General features: G+C 47.2%; 16 protein-coding genes. 8 read left to right on the forward strand and 8 right to left on the reverse strand.

Annotated elements, in window-relative coordinates:
* Positions 1-19: 19 nt before the first annotated feature.
* The 4 genes from feoB to V8Z93_RS06745 form a co-directional block, all read right to left on the reverse strand.
* Positions 20-2,551 (reverse strand): ferrous iron transport protein B, encoded by a 2,532-nt coding sequence (gene feoB, locus V8Z93_RS06730; protein WP_439432762.1) that lies wholly within the window; start codon positions 2,549-2,551, stop codon positions 20-22.
* Between the two features lie 226 nt (positions 2,552-2,777).
* Positions 2,778-6,122, reverse strand: a complete 3,345-nt coding sequence (gene secA, locus V8Z93_RS06735) for a preprotein translocase subunit SecA (RefSeq protein ID WP_203039605.1) — start codon at positions 6,120-6,122, stop codon at positions 2,778-2,780.
* Positions 6,123-6,359: 237 nt separating this feature from the next.
* Positions 6,360-6,722 (reverse strand): hypothetical protein, encoded by a 363-nt coding sequence (locus V8Z93_RS06740; protein WP_439432763.1) that lies wholly within the window; start codon positions 6,720-6,722, stop codon positions 6,360-6,362.
* 24 nt (positions 6,723-6,746) lie between these two features.
* A complete protein-coding gene (locus V8Z93_RS06745; protein WP_439432764.1) occupies positions 6,747-8,036 on the reverse strand; it encodes an Lnb N-terminal periplasmic domain-containing protein in 1,290 nt (429 codons plus the stop codon).
* A gap of 166 nt (positions 8,037-8,202) precedes the next feature.
* On the opposite strand from V8Z93_RS06745, the gene V8Z93_RS06750 reads away from it, so the two are divergent.
* From V8Z93_RS06750 to V8Z93_RS06765, 4 genes are all read left to right on the forward strand, one after another.
* A complete protein-coding gene (locus V8Z93_RS06750; protein WP_439432765.1) occupies positions 8,203-9,498 on the forward strand; it encodes a hypothetical protein in 1,296 nt (431 codons plus the stop codon).
* Positions 9,499-9,547: 49 nt separating this feature from the next.
* Positions 9,548-10,219 carry an LPS export ABC transporter periplasmic protein LptC gene (gene lptC / locus V8Z93_RS06755; protein ID WP_439432766.1) on the forward strand — a complete coding sequence of 224 codons (672 nt, stop codon included), beginning with the start codon at positions 9,548-9,550 and terminating at the stop codon, positions 10,217-10,219.
* A gap of 59 nt (positions 10,220-10,278) precedes the next feature.
* On the forward strand, positions 10,279-11,547 hold the full coding sequence (locus V8Z93_RS06760; RefSeq protein WP_439432767.1) for a hemolysin family protein: 1,269 nt from the start codon (positions 10,279-10,281) through the stop codon (positions 11,545-11,547).
* Between the two features lie 174 nt (positions 11,548-11,721).
* Positions 11,722-13,872 (forward strand): peptidylprolyl isomerase, encoded by a 2,151-nt coding sequence (locus V8Z93_RS06765; RefSeq protein ID WP_439432768.1) that lies wholly within the window; start codon positions 11,722-11,724, stop codon positions 13,870-13,872.
* A 117-nt stretch (positions 13,873-13,989) separates the two neighbouring features.
* On the opposite strand, the gene V8Z93_RS06770 is transcribed toward V8Z93_RS06765, so the two are convergent.
* The 4 genes from V8Z93_RS06770 to V8Z93_RS06785 all read right to left on the reverse strand — a co-directional run bounded on the left by V8Z93_RS06770 (position 13,990) and on the right by V8Z93_RS06785 (position 19,508).
* Positions 13,990-14,418, reverse strand: coding sequence for a BT0820 family HAD-type phosphatase (locus V8Z93_RS06770; protein WP_203039591.1), 429 nt, complete (start codon positions 14,416-14,418; stop codon positions 13,990-13,992).
* Between the two features lie 96 nt (positions 14,419-14,514).
* Positions 14,515-17,064: a GumC family protein gene (locus V8Z93_RS06775; RefSeq protein WP_439432769.1), complete on the reverse strand. Its 2,550-nt coding sequence runs from the start codon at positions 17,062-17,064 to the stop codon at positions 14,515-14,517.
* Positions 17,065-17,123: 59 nt separating this feature from the next.
* Positions 17,124-17,999, reverse strand: a complete 876-nt coding sequence (gene rfbA, locus V8Z93_RS06780; RefSeq protein ID WP_203049102.1) for a glucose-1-phosphate thymidylyltransferase RfbA — start codon at positions 17,997-17,999, stop codon at positions 17,124-17,126.
* A gap of 81 nt (positions 18,000-18,080) precedes the next feature.
* Positions 18,081-19,508 (reverse strand): exopolysaccharide biosynthesis polyprenyl glycosylphosphotransferase, encoded by a 1,428-nt coding sequence (locus V8Z93_RS06785; RefSeq protein WP_439432770.1) that lies wholly within the window; start codon positions 19,506-19,508, stop codon positions 18,081-18,083.
* A 227-nt stretch (positions 19,509-19,735) separates the two neighbouring features.
* Here V8Z93_RS06785 and V8Z93_RS06790 point away from each other — a divergent pair, with 227 nt between their 5' ends.
* The 4 genes from V8Z93_RS06790 to rny all read left to right on the forward strand — a co-directional run bounded on the left by V8Z93_RS06790 (position 19,736) and on the right by rny (position 22,668).
* Positions 19,736-20,386, forward strand: coding sequence for a hypothetical protein (locus V8Z93_RS06790; RefSeq protein ID WP_439432771.1), 651 nt, complete (start codon positions 19,736-19,738; stop codon positions 20,384-20,386).
* 90 nt (positions 20,387-20,476) lie between these two features.
* Positions 20,477-20,770: a hypothetical protein gene (locus V8Z93_RS06795; protein ID WP_203049100.1), complete on the forward strand. Its 294-nt coding sequence runs from the start codon at positions 20,477-20,479 to the stop codon at positions 20,768-20,770.
* 14 nt (positions 20,771-20,784) lie between these two features.
* A complete protein-coding gene (locus V8Z93_RS06800; protein WP_203039580.1) occupies positions 20,785-21,087 on the forward strand; it encodes a cell division protein ZapA in 303 nt (100 codons plus the stop codon).
* A gap of 48 nt (positions 21,088-21,135) precedes the next feature.
* Positions 21,136-22,668, forward strand: a complete 1,533-nt coding sequence (gene rny, locus V8Z93_RS06805; RefSeq protein ID WP_203049099.1) for a ribonuclease Y — start codon at positions 21,136-21,138, stop codon at positions 22,666-22,668.
* The last annotated feature ends 62 nt before the right edge of the window (positions 22,669-22,730 follow it).

Here is a 22,730-nt window from a genome sequence, read left to right on the forward strand (position 1 = left end):
GATATATGTTCCTGATGTTTTAGATGAACAAACTTCCTATTTGGAAGACCAGGGCTGATACTACCCATGCCAATAGCGTGGTGTAGCCTGCGGCAAAGCCTGCCCATTTCCAACTGCCCGTCTCGCCCTTGATGGCTGCTATCGTGGCGATGCAAGGGAAGTAGAGCAATACGAAGAGGAGGAAGCAATAGGCGGTGAGCGTTGCCTTGGATGCTGCCTCGGCATCGCTGTAACCGTAGGTCTTCTTCAAATCAGAAGTCATCTGCTTCTTCAAAACCTCGTATTTTCCGTCTTCATCGTTGTAATCCTGATCGTCAGAGAAACTGTCGTTGTTGCTGTAGAGTACACCCATCGTTGAGGCTACAATCTCCTTGGCACCCACACCGGATACCAAGCCCACATCCAGTTTCCAGTCGAAACCCTGTGGGGTAAAGATAGGCTCGATGGTCTTACCGATTCTGCCGATATAGCTCTGCTCCTGCTGAGCCTGGTTGTCAAGTTCCTCATTGTGAGGGAAGTAGCCCAAAGCCCAGACGATGATACTTGCCACGAGGATGATGCCACCCATCTTCTTCAGATACTGCTTACCCTTTTCCCAGGTATGGCGGCCTATCGCCTTCCAGGTAGGGAAGCGGTAAGGAGGCAGCTCCATCACGAATGGGGTATCTTCGCCCTTCACCACGAAACTGGCAAAGATGCGGCTCAATATCACGGCAAGGAAGATGCCGATGAGATAGAGCGATACCATGATGAGTGAACGGTATTGGATGGCAAAGAACGTTCCGATGACCATGATGTAGATTGGCAGACGAGCCGAACAGCTCATCAATGGCAATATCAGCATCGTAATCAGACGGGAACGGTGACTCTCGATGGTTCTCGTTGCCATTACCGCAGGTACGTTACATCCGAATCCCATAATCAGCGGGATGAATGACTTGCCATGCAGCCCCATCTTGTGCATCAGCTTATCCATGATGAAGGCGGCACGAGCCATATATCCCGAATCCTCCATGTAAGAGATGAAGAAATACAGAATGAGAATCTGTGGTAGGAACACAATCACGGCGCCTACACCACCAATCACACCATCTACCAGCATATCCTTTACGGGTCCGTCTGGCATCGTATTGCTGATGAACTCGCCCAGCCATGCCACGCCGTCCTCAATCCATCCCTTAGGAATCTCGCCCAGAACGAAGGTGGCTGAGAACATGATGAACAGCAGGAGGACGAAGATAGGGAAGCCTACATATTTATTGGTCAGGATGCTGTCGATGAGGTGGGTTACCTGATAGGTATCCTTTGCCTTGCCCGGTTCATAGCCTGCTTCCTGCAATGCACCATGAATGAAACCGTATTTGGCATCCATGATGGCGGTTTCGCTATCTTCCAGTGTCTCTTCCTTTACACGCTTGGCTGCCTCGTCACGGGCTGCAAAGATTTCCTTGGCCGATTTCAGTTGACTTACGTATTCCTCGGCGTGCTTATCATTCTCCAACAGCTTGATAGAGAGGTAACGGGTGGAGTAGCGCTGGCGGATGGAATCATCTGCCTTCAGATATTTCTGGATATGTTCGATGCCGTGCTCTATCTCATGTCCGTGGTTGATGTGGATATGGCGATAGTGAGCGCTGGAATCTTCCTTGCCTTCGTAGAGTTCGATGATGGTCTCGAAGAGCTTATCCACGCCTCGACCATTGGTGAAGACGGTAGGAATCATCGAGATACCGAAGAGTTCGCCCAGCTTGTCGTAGTCGATGTTATCGCCACGTTTTTCGGTTTCATCAAACATGTTGAGGGCACAGACCATGCGGATGTGCATGTCTATCAACTGGGTGGTGAGATAGAGGTTGCGCTCCAGGTTGCTGGTGTCGATGACGTTGATGACGATATCCGGCGTATGCTCAATGAGCTGCTTGCGCACATAAAGCTCTTCCGGAGAGTAGGCAGAAAGGGAATAGGTGCCCGGCAAATCTACCAGGTTGAAGTGATAGCCGTTGTATTCGGCTTCGCCCACCTTGGCATCCACGGTTACGCCGCTGTAGTTGCCCACACGTTCGTGAGCACCCGATGCGAAGTTGAACAATGAAGTCTTTCCGCAGTTTGGATTTCCCACCAGTGCCACGTTGATGACGCGGTGGAGTCTTTCTGCTTCCTGTTCTGCCAAGGCTTCGTTGCTGGCAGAGTCTTTTCTTTCAGCCACGAGCATCTTGTCGCCGAGCGCCTGCTCGTTGCTATCGCTGGAATCTACTACTTTAGAGTCAATTACCTGCTGGCGGTCTTCTTCTTCCGCCTTGCAGAGTTTTGCATCATGCTTGGCCTCATCAATGGAAACCACCTCGATATGGTCAGCTTCGCTGTGTCGGAGTGACACCTCGTAACCCATAATCTTGTATTTCACTGGGTCCTGGAGTGGGGCGTTCAGGAGCACATCTACCTTCTTGCCCTTGATGAATCCCATCTCGATGACTCTCTTGCGGAATCCACCGTGACCGGATACCTTGACGATGACTCCACTTTCACCTGTTTTAAGTTCTGATAATTTCATATATCTTTCCTCTTTATCTTTTTATCTTTCTTAATCTTTCCTTCTTAATCTTTCCTTCTTAATCTTTCCTTCTTGATCTTTCTTTCTTGATCTTTTCAACTGCAAAATTACGAATAATTTTTTGCAACTCGGTAGCAATGATGTTATTTATAAAAAAAATACCTAGAAATGATGAGAGTATCATCAAATCTAGGTATTCTTATCATTATTTATAGTGAGTCATCTTTTATGCCTGCAAGTTTCTGCCGTGGCAGTTCTTGAACTTCTTGCCGCTGCCGCATGGACATGGATCGTTAGGACGAGGCATGCGCTCGGCGCGGTATGGAGTGCGGTTTACCTCGGCGTTTTCGCGGGTATCCTGGTTGGCTGCTGCCTCCTGAGCTGCACGCTCGGCATCAAGGTCAACTTTGCTCTCTACGTAGTTCTGCTGGGTGTGCTGCTCTGGTGCTGCCTCCTGTACAGGCTGCTCCTGCTCCATTACTGGAATCTGGCCACGCATCAGGATGCTGGCGATACGGTCGTACATGTCGTTGATCATGCCATCCCAGATCTTGGCACTCTCCAGCTTGAAGATCAGCAATGGATCCTTCTGCTCGTAGCTGGCGTTCTGTACAGAGTGACGAAGTTCGTCGAGCTTGCGGAGGTTCTCCTTCCAGTCGTCATCGATCATCTGGAGAACAACGTTCTTCTCGAATTCCTTTACTACGCTCTTAGCCTCGCTATCGTAAGCCTCCTTCAGGTTGCATGCAATGTTGTACATGCGCTTGCCGTCGGTGATAGGCACCATGATGCGCTCGTACATAGCACCCTGGTTCTCATATACCTGCTTGATGATAGGCATGGCTGTGGCCTGGATGCGGTCGGTCTTGCGCTTGAAGGCAGCCATCGCCTCCTGGAAGGCACGCTCAGCCAAATCCTCACGTCTGCCGTTCTCGTACTCATCCTCGTTGAATGGAATCTCCATGGCGAGCACCTTCAGGAACTCTTCCTTGGCACCTGTGAAGTCGTTGTTGTTGACGATATTCAATACGCGGTCCCAGATGATGTTGGCGATATCCATGCCGATACGCTCACCCATCAGGGCGTGGCGACGCTTCTCGTAGATAACGGTACGCTGACGGTTCATCACGTCATCATACTCCAAGAGGTGCTTACGGATACCGAAGTTGTTCTCTTCTACCTTGCGCTGGGCACGCTCGATGCTCTTGCTGATCATTGGGCTTTCGATACGCTCACCATCCTCGAAACCGAGACGGTCCATTACCTTGGCGATACGCTCTGAAGCGAACAGACGCATCAGCTTATCCTCCAATGATACGTAGAATACTGAAGAACCCGGGTCACCCTGACGACCGGCACGACCACGGAGCTGACGGTCAACACGACGGCTCTCATGACGCTCTGTACCGATGATGGCGAGACCACCTGCTGCCTTTACCTCAGGAGTCAGCTTGATATCGGTACCACGACCTGCCATGTTGGTAGCGATGGTTACGGCACCCTTGCCATTTACTGAGCGACCTGCCTCGGCTACAATCTGAGCCTCCTGCTGGTGCAACTTGGCGTTCAATACGTTATGAGGAATGTTGCGCATCTTCAACATCTTGCTCAACAACTCAGAAATCTCCACAGATGTGGTACCTACCAATACTGGGCGGCCTGCATTACGTGTCTCCTCGATTTCGTCGATAACGGCACGATACTTCTCGCGGGCTGTCTTATATACACGGTCATCCAAGTCCTTACGCAGGATAGGACGGTTGGTAGGAATCTCCACTACATCCAGTTTGTAGATGTCCCAGAACTCACCTGCCTCTGTGCTAGCTGTACCGGTCATACCGGCGAGCTTGTGATACATACGGAAGTAGTTCTGAAGTGTGATGGTAGCGAAGGTCTGGGTAGCAGCCTCCACCTTTACATGCTCCTTAGCCTCAACAGCCTGGTGCAAGCCATCGCTCCAGCGGCGACCCTCCATGATACGACCAGTCTGCTCATCCACGATCTTCACCTGACCGTCCATGACAACATACTCGTCGTCCTTATTAAACATGGTGTAAGCCTTCAAGAGCTGCTGCAAGGTGTGAACACGCTCGCTCTGTACGCCATAGTAAGCCATCATCTCGTCCTTCATATCCAGACGCTCCTGGTCTGTGATATCGGTGCGAGCCTCCAGGGCACTCATTTCTGTTGTGATATCAGGCAACACGAAGAGTTTCTTATCGTTCACCTGCTTAGCCAACCACTCTGTACCCTTATCGGTCAGGTCGGCTGAGTTCAACTTCTCATCTACTACGAAGTAAAGAGGCTCCACTGCCTTAGGCATCTCACGGTTGTTGTTTGCCATGTAGAACTCCTCGGTCTTCAACAGACCAGCCTTGATACCTTCCTCAGAGAGGTACTTGATCAATGGCTTGTTCTTAGGCAGCGCCTTGTATGAACGGTAGAGAGAGAGGAAACCTTCCTCAAGCATCTGCTGGTTCTTGTTCTTTGTTCCCTCAGTAATCTTCTGCTTAGCCTCGGCGAGCAACTCGGTGGCCTGCTTGCGCTGTACCTCGTAAAGCTTCTCTACCAATGGCTGGTACTGCTCGAACATCTGGTCGTCGCCCTTTGGAATAGGACCAGAGATAATCAATGGTGTACGGGCATCATCAATCAACACGGAGTCAACCTCATCGACGATGGCGTAGTTGTGCTGGCGCTGTACCAAATCGCTAGGGTTGGTAGCCATGTTGTCACGCAGGTAGTCGAAACCGAACTCGTTGTTGGTACCGAAGGTGATATCTGCCATGTATGCCTTGCGACGTGCATCAGAGTTAGGACGATGCTTGTCGATGCAATCTACTGAGAGACCGTGGAACATGTAGAGAGGACCCATCCACTCTGAGTCACGCTTTGCCAGATAGTCGTTCACGGTTACTACGTGAACACCATTGCCAGTCAGTGCGTTCAGGAAGATAGGAGTTGTACCTACGAGGGTCTTACCCTCACCGGTAGCCATCTCGGCAATCTTACCCTGATGCAGAACGACACCACCGAAGAGCTGGACGTCGTAGTGGATCATTTCCCACTTCATATCGTTGCCGCCGGCTGTCCAGTGATTGTGATAGATAGCCTTGTCGCCATCGATGGTAACGAAATCGTTCTTTGGATCAGAAGCCAACTCGCGGTCGAAGTCGGTGGCTGTAACTACAGTCTCCTCGTTCTCAGCGAAACGGCGGGCTGTATCCTTAACGATAGCGAACACCTGAGGCAACACCTCGTTGAGGGCGATTTCATACTTGTCGAGAGCTTCCTGCTCCAACTTGTCAATCTGGTTGAAGATACCTTCACGCTCATCGATAGGAGTGTCCTCGATCTTAGCCTTGAGTTCGGCAATCTTAGCCTTTTCCTCTTTAGCGTACTCTTGTACGTACTTCTGGATTTCCTTTGTTTTTGCACGGAGTTCGTCATTGCTCAAGGCATTCATCTTAGGATATTCTGCCTTGACTTTCTCTACGATTGGCTGGATCAACTTCATATCGCGAGTTGACTTGTTGCCAAACAATGACTGAAGAATTTTGTTGAAGTTCATTGTTATATTTATTTTTTATTATTATTCGATGTATGATATAGGAGTTAAAGGAGTTAAGGAGTTAAAGGAGCTAAGACAAATGTGGGCTGTCAGTCCTTTTTCCTCTTCTGCTTTTTCCTATTGTTTGTTTACTAGTTTGCAAAAATACAAAAAATATCTGTAAATCTGCAATATTTTACCAATTATTGCCCTTTCTGGCTGCATTTCTTGCTAGTTTTGCTGTCAGAAAGCATATAATCAGCAGTTAGGACCTCGAATAACAATGCTCCCGTATGGTGCCTTGTACTTATGCGCCACCACGGGATAAAAACAAATATGTGGATGTGATTCTGTCAGAATGTCAGCCTGAACGGCTGGAAGGGTAGCCGACTGGAGATAATGGTAGCGCTCTGCGATGCTTTCATCCTCGGCGGCTTGTTTGATTACCTTCAGAACATAGAGGATGTCCTCCTCCAATGCCTTCGCCTCCGGTTGCTGGATGAATTCATCGTAGGATATATCCGTGAGCGCAAACTTCAGCGCCTGCTGATAAGTCTGCGCCTCCATGCCGGTTGCCGCCAGGACAACCAAAAGGGCTGTGATATATCTGTTTACTAACATTATCTTATTCTTTATTTATTTATCTTATTCTTGATTCTTTTTCTTCTTTCTGAATTTCGTGATGATACGATGCTGTATCTTCAAGTTATTGGCACTTAAGTCCAACATGGTTGACTTGAACGCGTATCTTACGAGCAAAGAGAGTGCCAAAGTTACCATGCCCTCTGCGTAGGTCTGCCATATCTGCATGAAAAGTGACACGACAAGGCAGATTCCCCATACTTCATAATACCAATAGAGCTTGCCCTGGCGCATCTTCTGGATGGTCTTCCATACGAAGATGAGGTTGAATGGGTTCAATATCAGCATCTGAAAGTTCACCTGCACGGTAGGGTGCTGAGAGAACAGCATGGCGAAGAGGATGAGTCCAGGCAATCCGGTGAGGATGAGCAGGAAGGCATCCAGCACCCAGAAATTCTTCTTCCTTTTCCATTCGAAAACGCTGAGTGCGATGATGATGACCGCCAGCGTGATGAATACTAGGGTAGGGGTGATGGCTTCTGCTTCTGCCACTTTCTGGGTAGGAGGTATCAGATAGCAGGTGGAATCCACCAGCATGAGGTATCCGTCTTTTCTGATGAGGTGGTTCACCTCTGCATTGCCCGCCGTGTCGTTGATGAAGTCTTTTCTTCCTTCGGTGGCGAAGTCTTTGCTCAGATTATCTGGCAGGAACTCCCATTCGCGCTGGGTGAGGTCTCTGTCTGACAGGTAGCCCAGCAGCAGGTCGTTGCCGAATCTTGCCCAGCGGTGGTTGCCGTTGAGCTTATGGATTTCCTCGCGGTAAGTTGACTGTGCATCGGTGTCCTTGAAGTTGGTGTTGCAGTAACCGATGTTGGTAATCACCATTTCGCGGGCACGGGTGGTACAGTTGTCGAAGAAGAAATTGTAGCGGTAGGTACGGTTTTCCGGCTGTGCATTCTCTTCGATGGCATGTAGCACCTTCAGTTTCTCCTCTCTCGACAGATGGAGACGCTGCTGGCGCACCCATCTTCCCTCGGCACTGTACTCTGCCATGAAATCGGTCATCGGATAGATGCCGATCTGGTAATCGGTGAGTCCGAAGACGAAGCGGAGGATGAAATAGCCTTGCCTGAAGCTGAACATGCCCCAGTTCACGGCCACGTCGCTGCCATGCGCCTTGTCCTGGATGCGCAGAGCCGAATGCCCATAGTACGACCACACCTCCTCACCTGGTCCGCAGGTGAGGAGCGAAATATCCACAGAGTCGAGCCATGCGGTGGCTTCCTCATTGACACGACTGTTCTGCACAGAAATATCAGGAGCATTGTAGCCTGAAAAATCCTGTGCTGTCACAATAGTAGTTAAATTGGTTAAAATAACTGCTAAAATGACCCGAAATATATGCTTAAAACGTTTCACGATGCAAAAATAACTTATTATTTTCAATTATCCTTCTTTTTTCTAGATTTTTTTTAATACTTTTGCACTCTGAATGTATTTTTTACTGATTTATATATAAATGAGAAAGATTATCTTAGCAGCCCTTATGTTGGGTTCGACTCTTATGGTTAATGCCCAAAGTGGTACTAATTCTCCATACAGCCAGTATGGTTTAGGCGTGTTGTCTGACCAAACTTCGGGCTTCAACCGTGGTATGAATGGTGTTGGTCTTGGTTTTCATGAGCACAACCAGGTGAACTACCTCAACCCTGCTTCCTACTCTGCCATCGACTCCATGACGTTCATCCTGGATGCGGGCATTTCGGGTCAGGTTACCAACTTCAACGAGAATGGTGTGAAGAAGAATGCCAATAACTCTAATCTTGAGTATGTGGTAGGTGGATTCCGCCTGCTGCGTCATGTGGGTATGAGTTTCGGAATCATCCCTTTTACCAATGTGGGCTATGATTATTCTACCAGTGGTTATGTGAACAAGGAAGATAAGGATGTAACCTATAGCAATACTTATAGCGGAGAGGGTGGCTTGCACCAGGTTTATCTGGGTGCGGGCTGGTCGCCTGTCAAGGGCTTGGCTGTGGGTGCCAACATCGGTTATCTCTGGGGTAGCATCAACAAGACGGTGCAGAACGCTTATAGTAACAGCTATTATAAGTCGCTCTATCGCACTTATGGCACCAGTGTTCATAACTACAAGCTCGACTTGGGTGTTCAGTATACCCAGAAGATTTCAAAGAAGGATGAGTTGACCCTGGGCTTGACTTATACGCCTGGTCATAATCTGCATGCCGATGCCGACATGAACATCATCTCTTCCAATGCGCAGACCAGTACTTCTGATACCTTGGCATTCAGCATCAACAATGCGTATGAGTTGCCAACCATGATGGGTGCCGGTTTGATGTGGAATCACAATCACCAGTGGAAGGTGGGCTTTGACTATACCTTGCAGAAGTGGGGTAGCCTGGGTTATCCTACCTACGATGCCAAGAACAATGAGCCTTGGGCTTTGCGCGATGGCATTTATATGGACCGCAGCAAGTTCAACCTCGGTTTCCAGTATTGCTATGCCGAGAATGGCCGCGCTTCTTTCCTGAAGCGTGTTCACTATCGTGCCGGTGTAAGCTATGCTACTCCTTATTATAAGGTGAATGGCGTGGATGGACCGAAGGAGATTTCTGTGAGTGCCGGTTTTGGTATTCCTATCATGAATGGCTACAACAACCGTTCGCAGCTCAACATCAGTGGCCAGTGGGTGAAGAGTTCTGCCAAGGATCTCATCAAGGAGAATTCTTTCCGCATCAACATTGGTTTCACATTCAACGAGGATTGGTTTAAGAAGTGGAAGATGCAGTAATCTTTCTCTCCAAATAGAGAGGATTCTGCAGTCTCCTATATATATAATAATGTATAAGATTAAAAATTTCATAGTAATAGGCGCATTTCTGTCCTTGGTCTTGGCGGCTTGCCAGGATCAGGTAGAGCATACTGCGCCTGCTATTTATGCCAAGGACTCGGTGGCTATGATGACTTCCTATGGTGTGAACACGCTCATCAGCGATTCGGGAGTCATTAAATATCGCATCGTGACGGAACGCTGGGAGGTGAATACCAACCGCAATCCGTCCAGATGGATTTTCGATAAGGGTATGTTGCTCGAACAGTTTGACGAGAAGTTTCATATCAATAGCTATATCCAGTGTGATACAGCCTATTACTTTGACCAGCAGCGGGTTTGGAAGTTGTATGGACGCGTGCGCATTCTGACCAAGGATGGCCTTCGCTTCACCAGCGAACAGCTTACTTGGGATGAGAACAAGCACGAACTTTCCAGCAACGTGTTCAGTAAACTTGTTACACCAGAGCGTACCCTTCAGGGTTCACATTTCTGGAGTGACGAGAAGATGACCCGTTATTTTGTAAGTAATACCAAGGGTAGTTTCGTGAAGGAAGACTTTGGTGGTGGCAGTAGCGAGGGTGGTACATCTTCTGCATCTTCTTCTGATTCTACGGCTGCGCCAATCCGTCAGCAGGCTACTCCTCAAAGAGCTAATACGACTATCCCTGTCATGCACTGATAGGGGTGGTCGTCTGTTTGTTTATAGATAATATTCTGAGTTCTAATTGATTAATTATCATGGAAGAAGTTGATATAAGTCTGATTGTCGGCATCCTGGTCACGATGGTGTTTTCTGCATTCTTCAGCGGAATGGAAATAGCCTTCGTTTCCTCCAACCGTATGTTGGCGGAGATGGATAAGGAGAAGAACGGACTTTGCCAGCGACTCTTGTCGCGGTTTTATAATCATCCGAACGGATTCGTGAGTACCATGCTGGTGGGCAACAACATCGCCCTCGTAGTATATGGTATCCTCTTTGCCCGTTTGTTTGATAATACCCTTTTTGCGGGGTTGGATGATGGGGGTAGGGTGACTGCCGATACCATCCTGTCTACGCTTGTCGTGTTGTTCACCGGCGAGTTCTTGCCTAAGACGCTGTTCAAGGCGAACCCTAACCGCCTATTGACCATCTTCAGTCCGATAGCGTATCTGTGCTATGTCATCTTGTGGCCTATCAGCAAGTTCAGTACTTTTCTGAGCAAGTGTCTGCTCCGTCTGCTAGGTATGAAGATGGAGAGTGAAGAGGGAGATGAAGGATTCTCGAAGGTGGATTTGGATTATCTGGTGCAGTCGAGCATCGACAATGCTACCAATGATGACGAGATTAATGATGAGGTGAAGATTTTCCAGAATGCCTTGGATTTCTCAGATACCAAGGTGCGCGACTGTATGGTTCCTAGAACCGAGATACAGGCAGTTGAGATGGAGACATCCTTGGAGGAACTGCGCCAGAAATTCATCGAGAGCGGTAATTCCAAGATTATCGTTTATGAGGAAGATATCGACCACATCGTGGGATACATCCACAGTTCTGAACTTTTCCATAATCCCAAGCGATGGCAGGATCATATCCGCACCATGCCTTTCGTGCCGGAAACCATGCAGGCACAAAAACTGATGCAGACCTTCCTGCAGCAGAAGAAGTCGCTGGGTGTCGTGGTGGATGAGTTTGGCGGAACCAGCGGTTTGGTAAGTCTCGAAGATATTGTGGAAGAGATCTTTGGCGACATCGAGGACGAGCACGATTCGGCTAAGTATGTGGCAAAGAAGACCGATGATGGTGATTACCTCTTGTCGGCCCGATTAGAGATAGATAAGATAAACGATATGTTTGATCTGGATCTTCCTGAGAGCGATGAGTATATGACTTTGGGTGGCTTGATTCTGCATGAATATCAGAGTTTCCCAAAGCTCAATGAAGTGATTAAAATTAACAACTTTGAGTTCAAGATAATTAAGTCAACATCGCGTAAGATAGAGCTTGTGAAACTCCACATCATCAAATAGTTGAATGAGAAAAGGGAATTTTTCGACTTTTTTAGGCTTATAGCCAAAAAAGATACGGAAAAATTCCCTTTTCTCGTATTATTTTTGTATTTTTGCAGTCAATTGGCTACTCGCTGCAAAAGTAGCTATATTCAAACATGGAAAAAATAAAATAATAATAATAATTAAAACGTAATGGCAGCATTAGGAACAATTAGAAAAAGAGGCGTGATACTGGTATGTATCATCAGTTTCGGCCTTTTCGCCTTCATTGCCGAGGAAGCTTTCCGCTCTTGCGATTCTGCAAAGAACAATGAGCGCCAGCAGATCGGTGAAGTTTATGGCGAGAAAATCAGCGTGCAGGATTTCCAGAAGCTCGTTGATGAGTACACAGAGGTTATTAAAATGCAACAAGGTCAGGAGAATCTTCCTGAGGAGCAGATGAATCAGGTGAAAGACATGGTATGGAACTCATACGTGCAGAACGCCATCATCGCTGAGGAAGCTGGCAAGTTGGGGCTTACAGTTACTGACGCAGAACTTCAGGATATCTTGAAGACAGGTACTAACCCAATGCTTCAGCAGACTCCTTTCGTAAACCAGCAGACTGGCCGCTTCGATGCTTCTGCATTGCAGAAGTTCCTGGCAGACTACAAGGCCCAGAAGGCTAACCCATCTGCTAACCCTCAGATGTTGGATCAGTATAACAAGATTTTCAACTACTGGTCATTCATCGAGAAGACTCTTCGTCAGCAGACATTGGCTCAGAAGTATCAGTCTCTCTTGGCTCATTGCTTCATCTCTAACCCAGTAGAGGCTAAGATGGCATTCAAGGAGGAGAACGAGGAGAGCCAGATTCAGTTGGCTGCTTTCCCTTACTCTGATATCCAGGACGACAAGGTGAAGGTAGAGGAGAGTGACTTGAAGGCTAAGTATGAAGAGCTCAAGCCTCGTTTCAAGCAGCCTGTTGAGAGCCGCGACATCAAGTATGTGGATATCGAGGTGAAGGCTTCTCAGGCAGACCGTGCTGCCATCAACAAGGAGTTCGCCGGTTACAAGACTCAGCTTGCTGAGGCTGCTGACCCTTCAGAGCTCGTTCGCAAGTCAGCTTCTTCTGTAGCTTACTTGGGTATCCCAGTTAGCAAGGATGCTTTTCCACGTGACATCGCTGCCGACATCGATTCTTTGGCTGTTGGTGCTACTTCTGCAGTGAAGGTAAATGCTGCTGACAATACTTTGAATATCGTGAAGTTGATCAGCAAGCAGCAGTTGCCAGACTCTATCCAGTATCGTGTAATCCAGGTGGCTGCCGCTTCACAGGCTGAGGCTAAGACAAAGGCAGACTCTATCCATGGTGCTCTCGCTGCTGGTGCAGACTTCGAGGCTATCGCTAAGAAGTATGGTCAGACAGGTGAGAAGGCTTGGATGACAACCAAGCAGTATGAGTATGCTCAGACCATGGATAAGGACAACAAGACCTTCATCAACACATTGAATACTGCTTCTGTGAATGCATTGAACCAGATTCAGTTGGGTCAGGGTTATGTAATCCTCCAGGTTTGCGACCGCAAGGCTATGGTTGATAAGTATGTGGCTGCAGTTATCAAGAAGGAGATTCAGTTCTCTAACGATACCTACCGCACAGCTTACAACAAGTTCTCTAGCTTCGTAAGTGCTAATCCTAAGGCAGAGGATCTCTTGAAGAATGCAGAGAAGAATGGTTATCGTGTACAGGAGTTGAAGGATGTAACTACAGCTACTCATTATGTTGCTAACATCCATTCTACCCGTGAGGCTTTGAAGTGGATCTTCGATACCAAGGAAGGTGAGATTTCTCCAATGTACGAGTGTGGCGACAACAACCACCTGTTGGTAGTTGTATTGAATAAGATTAACCGCATCGGCTTCCGCGACTTGAGCGATCCTCAGGTAAAGGAGATGGTCAAGGCAGAGGTTATCAAGGATAAGAAGGCTGAGCAGATTATGGCTAAGCTGTCTGGTGTGAAGAGCATCGCTGCAGCTAAGGCTAAGGGTGGTAAGGTTTCTTCTGTAAACCAGATTACTTTTGCTGCTCCTACATTCATCGCTGCTACTGGTGCCAGCGAGCCTGCTCTCTCTGGTGCAGTTTCTGCTACCAAGAAGGGTGCCTTCGCTGCTCACGCAGTAAAGGGTAACGCTGGTGTTTATCTCTTCCAGGTTACTAACAAGACCAATCGTCCTGTTAAGTTCGATGAGAAGGCTTACGAGCAGAAGTGCCGTCAGAAGGCTATGCAGTATGCTGGTAACTTCATGAACGAGCTTTATCAGAAGGCTCACGTAGTGGACAACCGCTACCTGTTCTTCTAATCAGAATATTCAAATTAAACACAATAAAAAAGGTGTATTGCCATTGAGCAATACACCTTTTTTTATGGGGATATCTTTTGTCGTATCTGTTATAGGATATCTTTTGGAGAAATAGCTTTATCCGCGGCTCCACCAGTGTTTCTTCTTAGGAGCTTCCTGTACCTCACCATATTTCTGCTTCAGTATTCGGCGATAGCTGGTGTGGTGGCTGATAATCTGGTAAATCTCTCCCCAGTCAGGTAATCCTCCGATGCCGCGGTCATCGATAAACCAGTCGGCTTTCAGCTTACGTGAGAAGTGGTTGTTGTTCTCCAGACTTTCCTCCGGATAATCCTTGTTTACTGCCCAGAACTCTACTCCGCGCTCTCTGCACCATTCCACTGCCTCATCCAGAAGCTTGCCTTCGCGTACGCTCCAGAGAATCAGCTTGTGGTGGTCTTTAATCAACATTTTTAAGGTCTCTGTGGCGAATGGTAGCTCTGTACCAATCTTTGGGTACTCGTGGGTAACGATAGTACCATCGAAATCTACTGCTATTGTTGCCATTTCTTGTTTCTTTATTTATATATATTGATTTAATCTAAAAGAGTCTTCCTATATAAATAGAAAGACTCTCTTTTTTATTTGAATATTTGTCTGTATTTACTTCTTGATACTTGTATCGTCTGCGTTGCCGTAATGGCTGTTGCTATAGTTGCCATAGCTACCATACTGTCCGTAAGAGCCATACTTACCGTACTTGCCATACTTGCCGTATGAACCATAGCTTCCATAGTTGCCATATCTGCCATACTTGCCGTATTTGCCCACTCCGTAATAGAAGCTGTGCTTCTTCTTAGAGAGGTCAACGCCGTTGAGTACGAGGCACATGTTAGGCAATTTCTTCTCTGCGTTCAAGCCGTTGATCATGCCGAAGCTTGCCTTTGGAGTATAGTCGGCACGGCAAACATATACACAGAGGTCTGCCAGACGACCGAGTTGCAAACTATCATTTACCAGACCTACAGGAGCTGTATCGAGGATTACGTAGTCGTAATTTGCTCTCAACTGGTTGATGATGTCGTCAAGACTAGCTCTTGTTACCAACTCACCTGGGTTAGGAGGAACAGGACCCGCCATCAAGAGGTCGAGGTTCTTGTTGACACCCGATGGAAGAATCTGCTTCTGGATATCTACCCATGAGTTATGGTCGTGAACAATCAGGTTGGTGATACCATTGTGGTGATTATCAATCTGGAACAGCTCAGCCAGACGAGGCTTACGGATATCCAGGCCTACCATCACTACCTTCTTGCCCAGCAGGGCGAGGGAGATACCGATATTGGAAGCCACGAATGTCTTTCCTTCACCCGAAGTAGACGAGGTGAACATCATCACCTTCTCGCCTTCCTTCAGCATAAACTGGATGTTGGTACGCAGACCGCGGAAGATTTCCTCCATCAGGTTGTTCACGTTCTGGTGAACCACGATATCTGCCTTTCCTTCCTTCTTGGCAGCGTCGCTAGCCACAGGAATATCGGCGATTACTGGAACCTGAGTCAGCTTGATAACGTCCTCATGACCTTCAATCTTATACTTGAAGAACTCAATCAGGAAGAGGATACCTGCAGGGATAGCCAAACCGAGTACCAATGCGATGAGCATGATGATAGGCTTCTTAGGGCTTGTCTGACCTACAAGTGATGGTGCATCGATAATCTTACCCTTGTCTGCTGTAGCAGCCAGAGAGATTGAGTTCTCCTCACGCTTCTCCAGGAGCATCAGGTAAAGACCAGACTTCACTTCCTGCTGACGGCCGATCTGTGTCAGCACTCTTTCTTGCTCAGGTGAGTTGCCAAGCTGATTGTTGTACTGTCCTGCCTGTGCAGCAATGCTATTGCGCTGAATCTCCATACCGAGCTTAGCCTGGCGCATCGCTCTCTTGATGGAATTGGTGAGGTCATCCAACTGGGCTGTCAATGGAGTAACTGTAGGAGAGCTCTCGCTTGCAGCGTGCAACAACTCGTTACGTTTCAAGGCAATCCTGTTGTACTCGTTGATGAGGGCTGTAGAACTCTCATCGGTCAAACCTACGTTAGATGGGATAGGCTGATATCTGTTGCCAGACTCGTTCATGTACTTGCCAAGTTCCTTGAGCAATTCCACCTGGGTGTTAGCCTCCTGGAGCTTCTGGGTATAAGTATCGGCATTGGCAATGGCAGCTGTAGCGTTCAGCTTCATTTCAATCACCTTGTTGCGCTTCTTGTAGCTCTCCAACTGGCCTTCGGTGCTGCCCAACTCTGAGTTGATTTTCTCCAATCGGCTGTTGATAAACTGCTCTGTGCGGAAGGCAATCTCGTTCTTGTCGAGGTTAGCCTGGCGGTTGTAAACCTTCACGAGGCTATGCAGATAGTCGAGACCGCGCTGTGGGTTCTCGTCGTTGAATACGATTTCAGCGATGGTGGTAGTCTTTGAAGTCTGGCTAACGCTCAGATTCTTCACATAGCTTTTGGCTGCCATTTCTGGTGATACGATAATCGCCTTCAATACATCGCCATCCTCCATCTTGAATCTCTTGTTAGCAGTCAAGGAGATATTACCCACGCGGGTATTGATGGTAGCAGGGAGACGGTCGATGGTCTTCTCTATCTTTACAGGGTCCTTCTCTACTGAAAATGCATCGATAGGAACATAGTAGCTACCCTTTACGATATACTTGTTGCCATCCTTCTCGATGTTCAGCTTCACTGGAGAGTTGAGCTTCTTCAGGTTCTTCATGTCCATGTCGACATTGATTTCCTGATCCTTGTAAACCAGCGAAGAACGGAATGTTCCCTTGTGATAGTAGTTCACGTAGAGCTTCATGTCGATTACGGTCTGGAGAGCCATGTCGTTAGCCGACAGAATCTCAATCTCGTTGTCGATACCGTTTGAGTTTGTCATAAAACCCAAGTTAGTAGCATTCTGAATCATGCTGTTCATTCCGTTTCCACGCTTGTTTTGCTGGTCATCCTTGATGAGCACCTTTGTAGTGGTCTGGAATACAGGCTTCGCACACTTCAGGTAGAGGTATCCCAGTCCTAAGCAAACGATGATGGACAGGACAAACCATTTCCAATTCAGAATCAGTGTGGAATAAATCAACTGAAAGTCGATAGCAGACTTTTCTTCTTCCTGCACACTTCCCAATTCTAAGTTTCTGTTTTCTTCCATTATAATAAATGTTGTTTTTTTCTAAATATGTGTTGCTGACAAATGATAATAGTCTTTCCTTATTTGCCTTCCACCAAATCCATCAGATACTTTCCGTATCCGTTCTTAAGCATAGGCTTGGCCAATTCCTTCAATTGCTCCTTGCCAATCCATCCCTGCTTGTATGCGATTTCTTCAAGACAAGCCACTTTCAGTCCCTGGCGCTTCTCAATGCACTCGATGAAGGTGCTGGCTTCCGAAAGACTGTCGTGGGTACCGGTGTCAAGCCATGCGAATCCACGCTGAAGGGTTCTTACCTTTAATGTCTTCTCTGCCAGGTAATGCTGGTTTACGGTGGTAATTTCCAGCTCGCCTCTAGCGCTTGGCTTGATATGCTTAGCTACCTCTACCACGCTGTTAGGGTAGAAGTAGAGACCTACCACTGCGTAGTTACTCTTAGGCTGTGCAGGCTTCTCTTCGATGCTCAGGCAGTTGCCGTCCTTGTCGAATTCTGCCACGCCATAACGCTCCGGGTCGTTTACGTAGTAACCGAATACGCTGGCGTTGCCTTCCTCTGTAGCTTTCACGCTCTCCTTGAGCAAACCGGTGAAGCCTGCTCCGTAGAAGATGTTGTCGCCCAATACAAGGCATACATTGTCATCGCCAATGAACTTTTCTCCGATAATGAATGCCTGTGCCAGTCCGTCTGGTGAAGGCTGCTCGGCATACTCAAAATGTACGCCCAACTCACTTCCGTCGCCCAGCAGGCGCTTGAAGCCTGGCAAGTCGAATGGGGTTGAGATAATCAGAATGTCCTTGATGCCAGCCAGCATCAATACTGATACCGGATAGTATATCATCGGCTTGTCGAAGATAGGAATCAGCTGTTTGCTGATGCCCTTGGTTATCGGATACAATCTTGTTCCGGAACCACCTGCTAATACGATTCCTTTCATGTCTTCTTTAATTTTTTTTTAAGTTCTTATTTTATATATATCGTTAAAGTTCTTATACCTTAATATATAATAAACATACTATCAATAAGCATTCTTATCTGGGAAAAGAATGCTCTTGGCAGTCATCAGCATGATGCGGATGTCAAGCCAGAACGACCAGTTCTCGATGTACCAGATGTCGCGTCTCACGCGCTCTTCCATCTGCCAGATCTCTTTTGTCTCGCCGCGGTAGCCTGTCACCTGAGCCCAACCCGTGATTCCTGGCTTACAGAAATGGCGAACCATATACTTGTCGATGAGTGAACCATATACCTCGGTATGGTGAAGCATGTGTGGGCGTGGACCCACGATGCTCATGTCGCCCTTCAGTACGTTGAGGAACTGTGGAAACTCGTCGATATTGGTCTTGCGCATAAAGTTGCCAAAGGCAAACTTGCGTGGGTCGTTCTTGGTAGCCTGCGCCTTGTCGGCATCTTTGTTCACGTGCATGGAACGGAACTTCAGACAGTAGAAGATGTCGCCATTCAAACCCGTTCTTGCCTGCTTGAAGAAGATTGGGCCCGGACTCTGAATCTTGATGCAGAGAGCGATGATTGGGATGATAGGCAAGAGACACAGACAGATGATGCCGCTCACGAAAATGTCGAAAGATCGCTTGATGGCACGGTTAGACGGACTGTCTAATGGTTCAATGCGGTTGGAGTAAACCGTCTTGCCCATAAAGCTTTGTGCATCAAGGTGCAATCTGTATTCGCCAAATTGTCGTGGCAGATAGTAGAAGTGAATCACATTCTTATCGCAGAAATGCATAATCTTGATGATTTCTGTAGAGTCTTTGTGCGACAGACAGCAGAACAGGTCTTCTATGTTGACCGGTAAGCCGTTGATGGTATTATTCATCGAGTCGCTCATAATCTTGTCTAAATCCTCCAGAGTTCCCAGTCTTTTCAAATCGTCAGGTGCATTGGTGATATCTGCATCTGCGTAGTAACCTCTGATATAGTAACCTGTTGATGGGTCTTCTGTCATTGTCTTGAACATCTCCACAATGGCAGGGTCATTGCCCACGAAGATAGCCGTACGGCTGTTGTAACCTTTAGCTCGGTAGTGCTTCAGAATGCTTAATTCCAGGAATCTGGAAAGAATCAATACAAGATAGAAGGCTATACCGAAGATGATGCTGAAGGCAAACATCTTGCCATTGTTGTTCAGAAGCCTGAGGGATACAAAAAGTACCAATGTGGTGAGTAGGGAAAGATAAAGAGTTCTTTTGAATACCCATCTCAGCTTCACCTTTCTTATGTGAATCACCGTGGAGTAGAAATACTCACTGACGATGAGCGAAGCATTGGCTACAAAGAAGGTGATTTTCGTAGCCTTGTCGAAAAATTCGGGCATAAATTCTGAGTCCAGAAGATAGAAGCCTCCTAGTACACTGTTCAGGATGATGAAGTCGGCAATCACCACCAACTGTCTCACCAAATTGTTTCCTCTGTAAATGTCGTTCATTTTGAAATTCTCTATATCTTTTATATTGGAATCCTTTTTCTGTTACTAAATCGGGGCAAAGTTACGAAAAAAATATGAAAGAGGAAAAGGAAAAACCTAAAATCTTCATTTTATATAGAAAAAATGTGGCTTTAGGCAAAAAAACAAGCCTCGAATTTGCGTATTTTGCGATTTTGTTGTATTTTTGCAGAACATTTTAGAACTTTAAAGAAAAATAAGAAAAAAGAATGGGTATATTTGCAAAACTGTTCGGCAGCAAAGCCGACGATAAGAAAGTGGGCGGCATGGAAGACTACATGACTCTGGTCAGTGTATATTTCCAGGCTGCATTAGCTTCACAATTAGGTATCACCAACCTGGCCATGCTGCCGGAGTTGCGTGTCTTCAAGACGAGTTTCCATGTGCCAACCGTCAACAACCGTCTGGGCATCGGAGAGAAGGCGCACGTAAGAAAGATGATGCGCGACATCTACGGCACCGACGAGAGCTGGTTCAAGGAGATTGATTCCAGCATCCGCAAGAACTGCCAGAAGCTGCAGGATGTGAATGTTTATCTCAAGCAGTTCCAGGCCTTCAGCCAGGATCTCATGATGCTCATCGGCAACCTGATGAAGTTCAAGCTCCGTCTGCCTAGCTTCATGAAGAACACCTTGTATAAGATGACTGCTCAGACCGTGGACGATATCTTCAATAAGAACGACTTCTCTGATGCCAGTGCCCTGAAGACCGTGGTAACGCTCCGACAGCTCAACAGCCACCTCAAGTTCAGCCAGCAGTGGGTTGCAGACTTCGCTTTCCAGGTGATGATGTTGGCCAAGAAAGAACCACGTCCATCCGACGAACAGGTGGAAAAGGCGAAGCAAAAGATGGGAAAGTAGCCAATAATACCCCAAAAATATAAAAAAACTTGCAGAATATTTGTTTTATTCAAATTATTCTCTTAAATTTGTAGCCAAAAAGAAAATATCATGAGTGCTAGTGAGAAAACAATCAATACGTTTGCCACAAGGGTTAGGCAGATGATTCTCAAGTTTGAAGACGTCAAGCATGAGAATGCAGAGCTATATGCCATGGTGGACGAGCGAGATGCCAAGATTAAGGAATTGGAGGAGAAGTTGACTCAGGCAAAGCATGATTATGACAGCTTGAAGATGGCGAAGATGATGACGATTTCTGACTCCGACATGGAGGCTACACAGAAACGAATCGCCAAGCTGATTCGGGATGTCAATAAGTGTATTACGCTACTGAGTGATCAGTAATAAAATTCGAAACTATGGCAGATCAGATGGAAGATAAATTGCAAATCAGATTACATGTATATGATACCGACCTCACGGTAAGAATACCGAGAGAGGATGAAGAGTATTATCGTAAATCGGCTAAGTTGATCGACGAAATCGTGAACTCCTATTCAAAAATCTTCAAGGGAAGAAAAAGCGATAAGGAGATTCTCTATATGGCGCTCATCGACGTGGCTCTGAGATACGAGAAGGAATCAGATAAAAATGATACCCAACCATATAATGATATTCTGAACAAACTGACTGCAGAGATAGAAGATACCTTGGCAAAGTAAGCAAAGTAAGATTACTCCGTTAAGAATATTAATAATTATAATATATATATGGTAACAATAATAGTGGCCCTCGTCACCCTCGTACTGGGTGGGCTTGCAGGGTATTTCATTTTCCGTTATGTCATTAAGGGAAAATATAATGAAATGATTGATGCTGCCAATAAAGAGGCAGAAGTAGTTAAAGAGAAAAAACTTCTCGAAGTAAAAGAGAAGTTCCTCAATAAAAAAGCTGAACTGGAGAAGGAGGTGCAGCAGCGAAACTCACGCATTCAGCAGAGTGAGAACAAGCTGAAGCAGCGTGAAATCTCCCTGAACCAGCGTCAGGAAGACCTGGGACGCCGCAAGATGGAACTCGACCAGAACCAGCAGCGCATCGACAACGAGAAGAAACTCCTTGCCGTAAAGCAGCAGGATCTGGAAAAAATGCAGAAGCAGGAGCAGGCCAAGTTGGAGGAACTCTCTGGCTTGAGCGCTGAAGAGGCAAAGAACCGTCTCGTAGAGAGCTTGAAAGACCAGGCTCGCCTGGATGCGGCAAGCTACATCAACGAGATTATGGATGATGCCAAGATGAATGCTAACCAGCAGGCTAAGAAGATCGTTATCCAGACTATCCAGCGTGTGGCTACAGAAACAGCCATCGAGAACTCTGTCAGTGTGTTCCACATTGATAATGATGAGGTGAAGGGTCGCATCATCGGTCGTGAAGGTCGTAACATCCGTGCCCTGGAGGCTGCTACCGGTGTTGAAATCGTGGTAGATGATACTCCTGAGGCTATCGTTATCTCTGCCTTCGACCCTGTGCGTCGTGAGGTTTGCCGCCTGGCTCTCCATCAGCTTGTAGCCGATGGACGTATTCACCCAGCCCGCATCGAGGAGGTGGTAGCCAAGGTGAAGAAGCAGTTGGACAACGAGATTATCGAGACCGGTAAGCGTACAGCCATCGACCTTGGTATCCATGGCTTGCACCCTGAGTTGGTTCGCATCATTGGTAAGATGAAGTATCGTTCTTCTTATGGTCAGAACCTGCTGCAGCATGCTCGTGAAACCGCTAATCTCTGTGCGGTGATGGCTTCAGAGTTGGGCTTGAACCCAAAGAAGGCAAAGCGTGCCGGCTTGTTGCATGATATCGGTAAGGTGCCTGATGAGGAGAGCGAGTTGCCACACGCATTGTATGGCGCCAAGATTGCCGAGAAATACAAGGAGAAGCCAGATATCTGCAATGCCATCGGTGCTCACCACGACGAGATGGAGATGAACACCCTGTTGGCTCCTATCGTTCAGGTATGTGATGCCATCTCTGGTGCCCGTCCGGGTGCCCGCCGTGAGATTGTGGAGGCATACATCAAGCGTTTGAACGACCTTGAGGCTATTGCCATGAGCTATCCTGGCGTAACCAAGACCTATGCTATCCAGGCAGGTCGTGAGCTCCGCGTCATCGTAGGTGCCGACAAGATGAATGATGAGCAGAGCATCAAGCTCTCTGACGAGATTGCTACCAAGATTCAGAACGAGATGACCTATCCTGGTCAGGTGAAGATCACCGTGATTCGTGAGACTCGCAGTGTAGCTTACGCTAAGTAAGAAGGAATCAAGCGATAAAACGCGTTTTTCATATATTCGAAGTTTAAATTGTCGTTTCTCTC

It is taken from the genome of Segatella copri (assembly GCF_051861805.1).
GTDB classification, from domain to species: domain Bacteria; phylum Bacteroidota; class Bacteroidia; order Bacteroidales; family Bacteroidaceae; genus Prevotella; species Prevotella copri_M.

What these genes read in the sequence shown, in the direction of transcription:
- feoB (WP_439432762.1), bottom strand. Translation starts at nt 2,551, where the DNA reads ATGAAATTATCAGAACTTAAAACAGGTGAAAGTGGAGTCATCGTCAAG.
- secA (WP_203039605.1), bottom strand. Translation starts at nt 6,122, where the DNA reads ATGAACTTCAACAAAATTCTTCAGTCATTGTTTGGCAACAAGTCAACT.
- V8Z93_RS06740 (WP_439432763.1), bottom strand. Translation starts at nt 6,722, where the DNA reads ATGTTAGTAAACAGATATATCACAGCCCTTTTGGTTGTCCTGGCGGCA.
- V8Z93_RS06750 (WP_439432765.1), top strand. Translation starts at nt 8,203, where the DNA reads ATGAGAAAGATTATCTTAGCAGCCCTTATGTTGGGTTCGACTCTTATG.
- lptC (WP_439432766.1), top strand. Translation starts at nt 9,548, where the DNA reads ATGTATAAGATTAAAAATTTCATAGTAATAGGCGCATTTCTGTCCTTG.
- V8Z93_RS06760 (WP_439432767.1), top strand. Translation starts at nt 10,279, where the DNA reads ATGGAAGAAGTTGATATAAGTCTGATTGTCGGCATCCTGGTCACGATG.
- V8Z93_RS06765 (WP_439432768.1), top strand. Translation starts at nt 11,722, where the DNA reads ATGGCAGCATTAGGAACAATTAGAAAAAGAGGCGTGATACTGGTATGT.
- V8Z93_RS06770 (WP_203039591.1), bottom strand. Translation starts at nt 14,418, where the DNA reads ATGGCAACAATAGCAGTAGATTTCGATGGTACTATCGTTACCCACGAG.
- V8Z93_RS06775 (WP_439432769.1), bottom strand. Translation starts at nt 17,064, where the DNA reads ATGGAAGAAAACAGAAACTTAGAATTGGGAAGTGTGCAGGAAGAAGAA.
- rfbA (WP_203049102.1), bottom strand. Translation starts at nt 17,999, where the DNA reads ATGAAAGGAATCGTATTAGCAGGTGGTTCCGGAACAAGATTGTATCCG.
- V8Z93_RS06785 (WP_439432770.1), bottom strand. Translation starts at nt 19,508, where the DNA reads ATGAACGACATTTACAGAGGAAACAATTTGGTGAGACAGTTGGTGGTG.
- V8Z93_RS06790 (WP_439432771.1), top strand. Translation starts at nt 19,736, where the DNA reads ATGGGTATATTTGCAAAACTGTTCGGCAGCAAAGCCGACGATAAGAAA.
- V8Z93_RS06795 (WP_203049100.1), top strand. Translation starts at nt 20,477, where the DNA reads ATGAGTGCTAGTGAGAAAACAATCAATACGTTTGCCACAAGGGTTAGG.
- V8Z93_RS06800 (WP_203039580.1), top strand. Translation starts at nt 20,785, where the DNA reads ATGGCAGATCAGATGGAAGATAAATTGCAAATCAGATTACATGTATAT.
- rny (WP_203049099.1), top strand. Translation starts at nt 21,136, where the DNA reads ATGGTAACAATAATAGTGGCCCTCGTCACCCTCGTACTGGGTGGGCTT.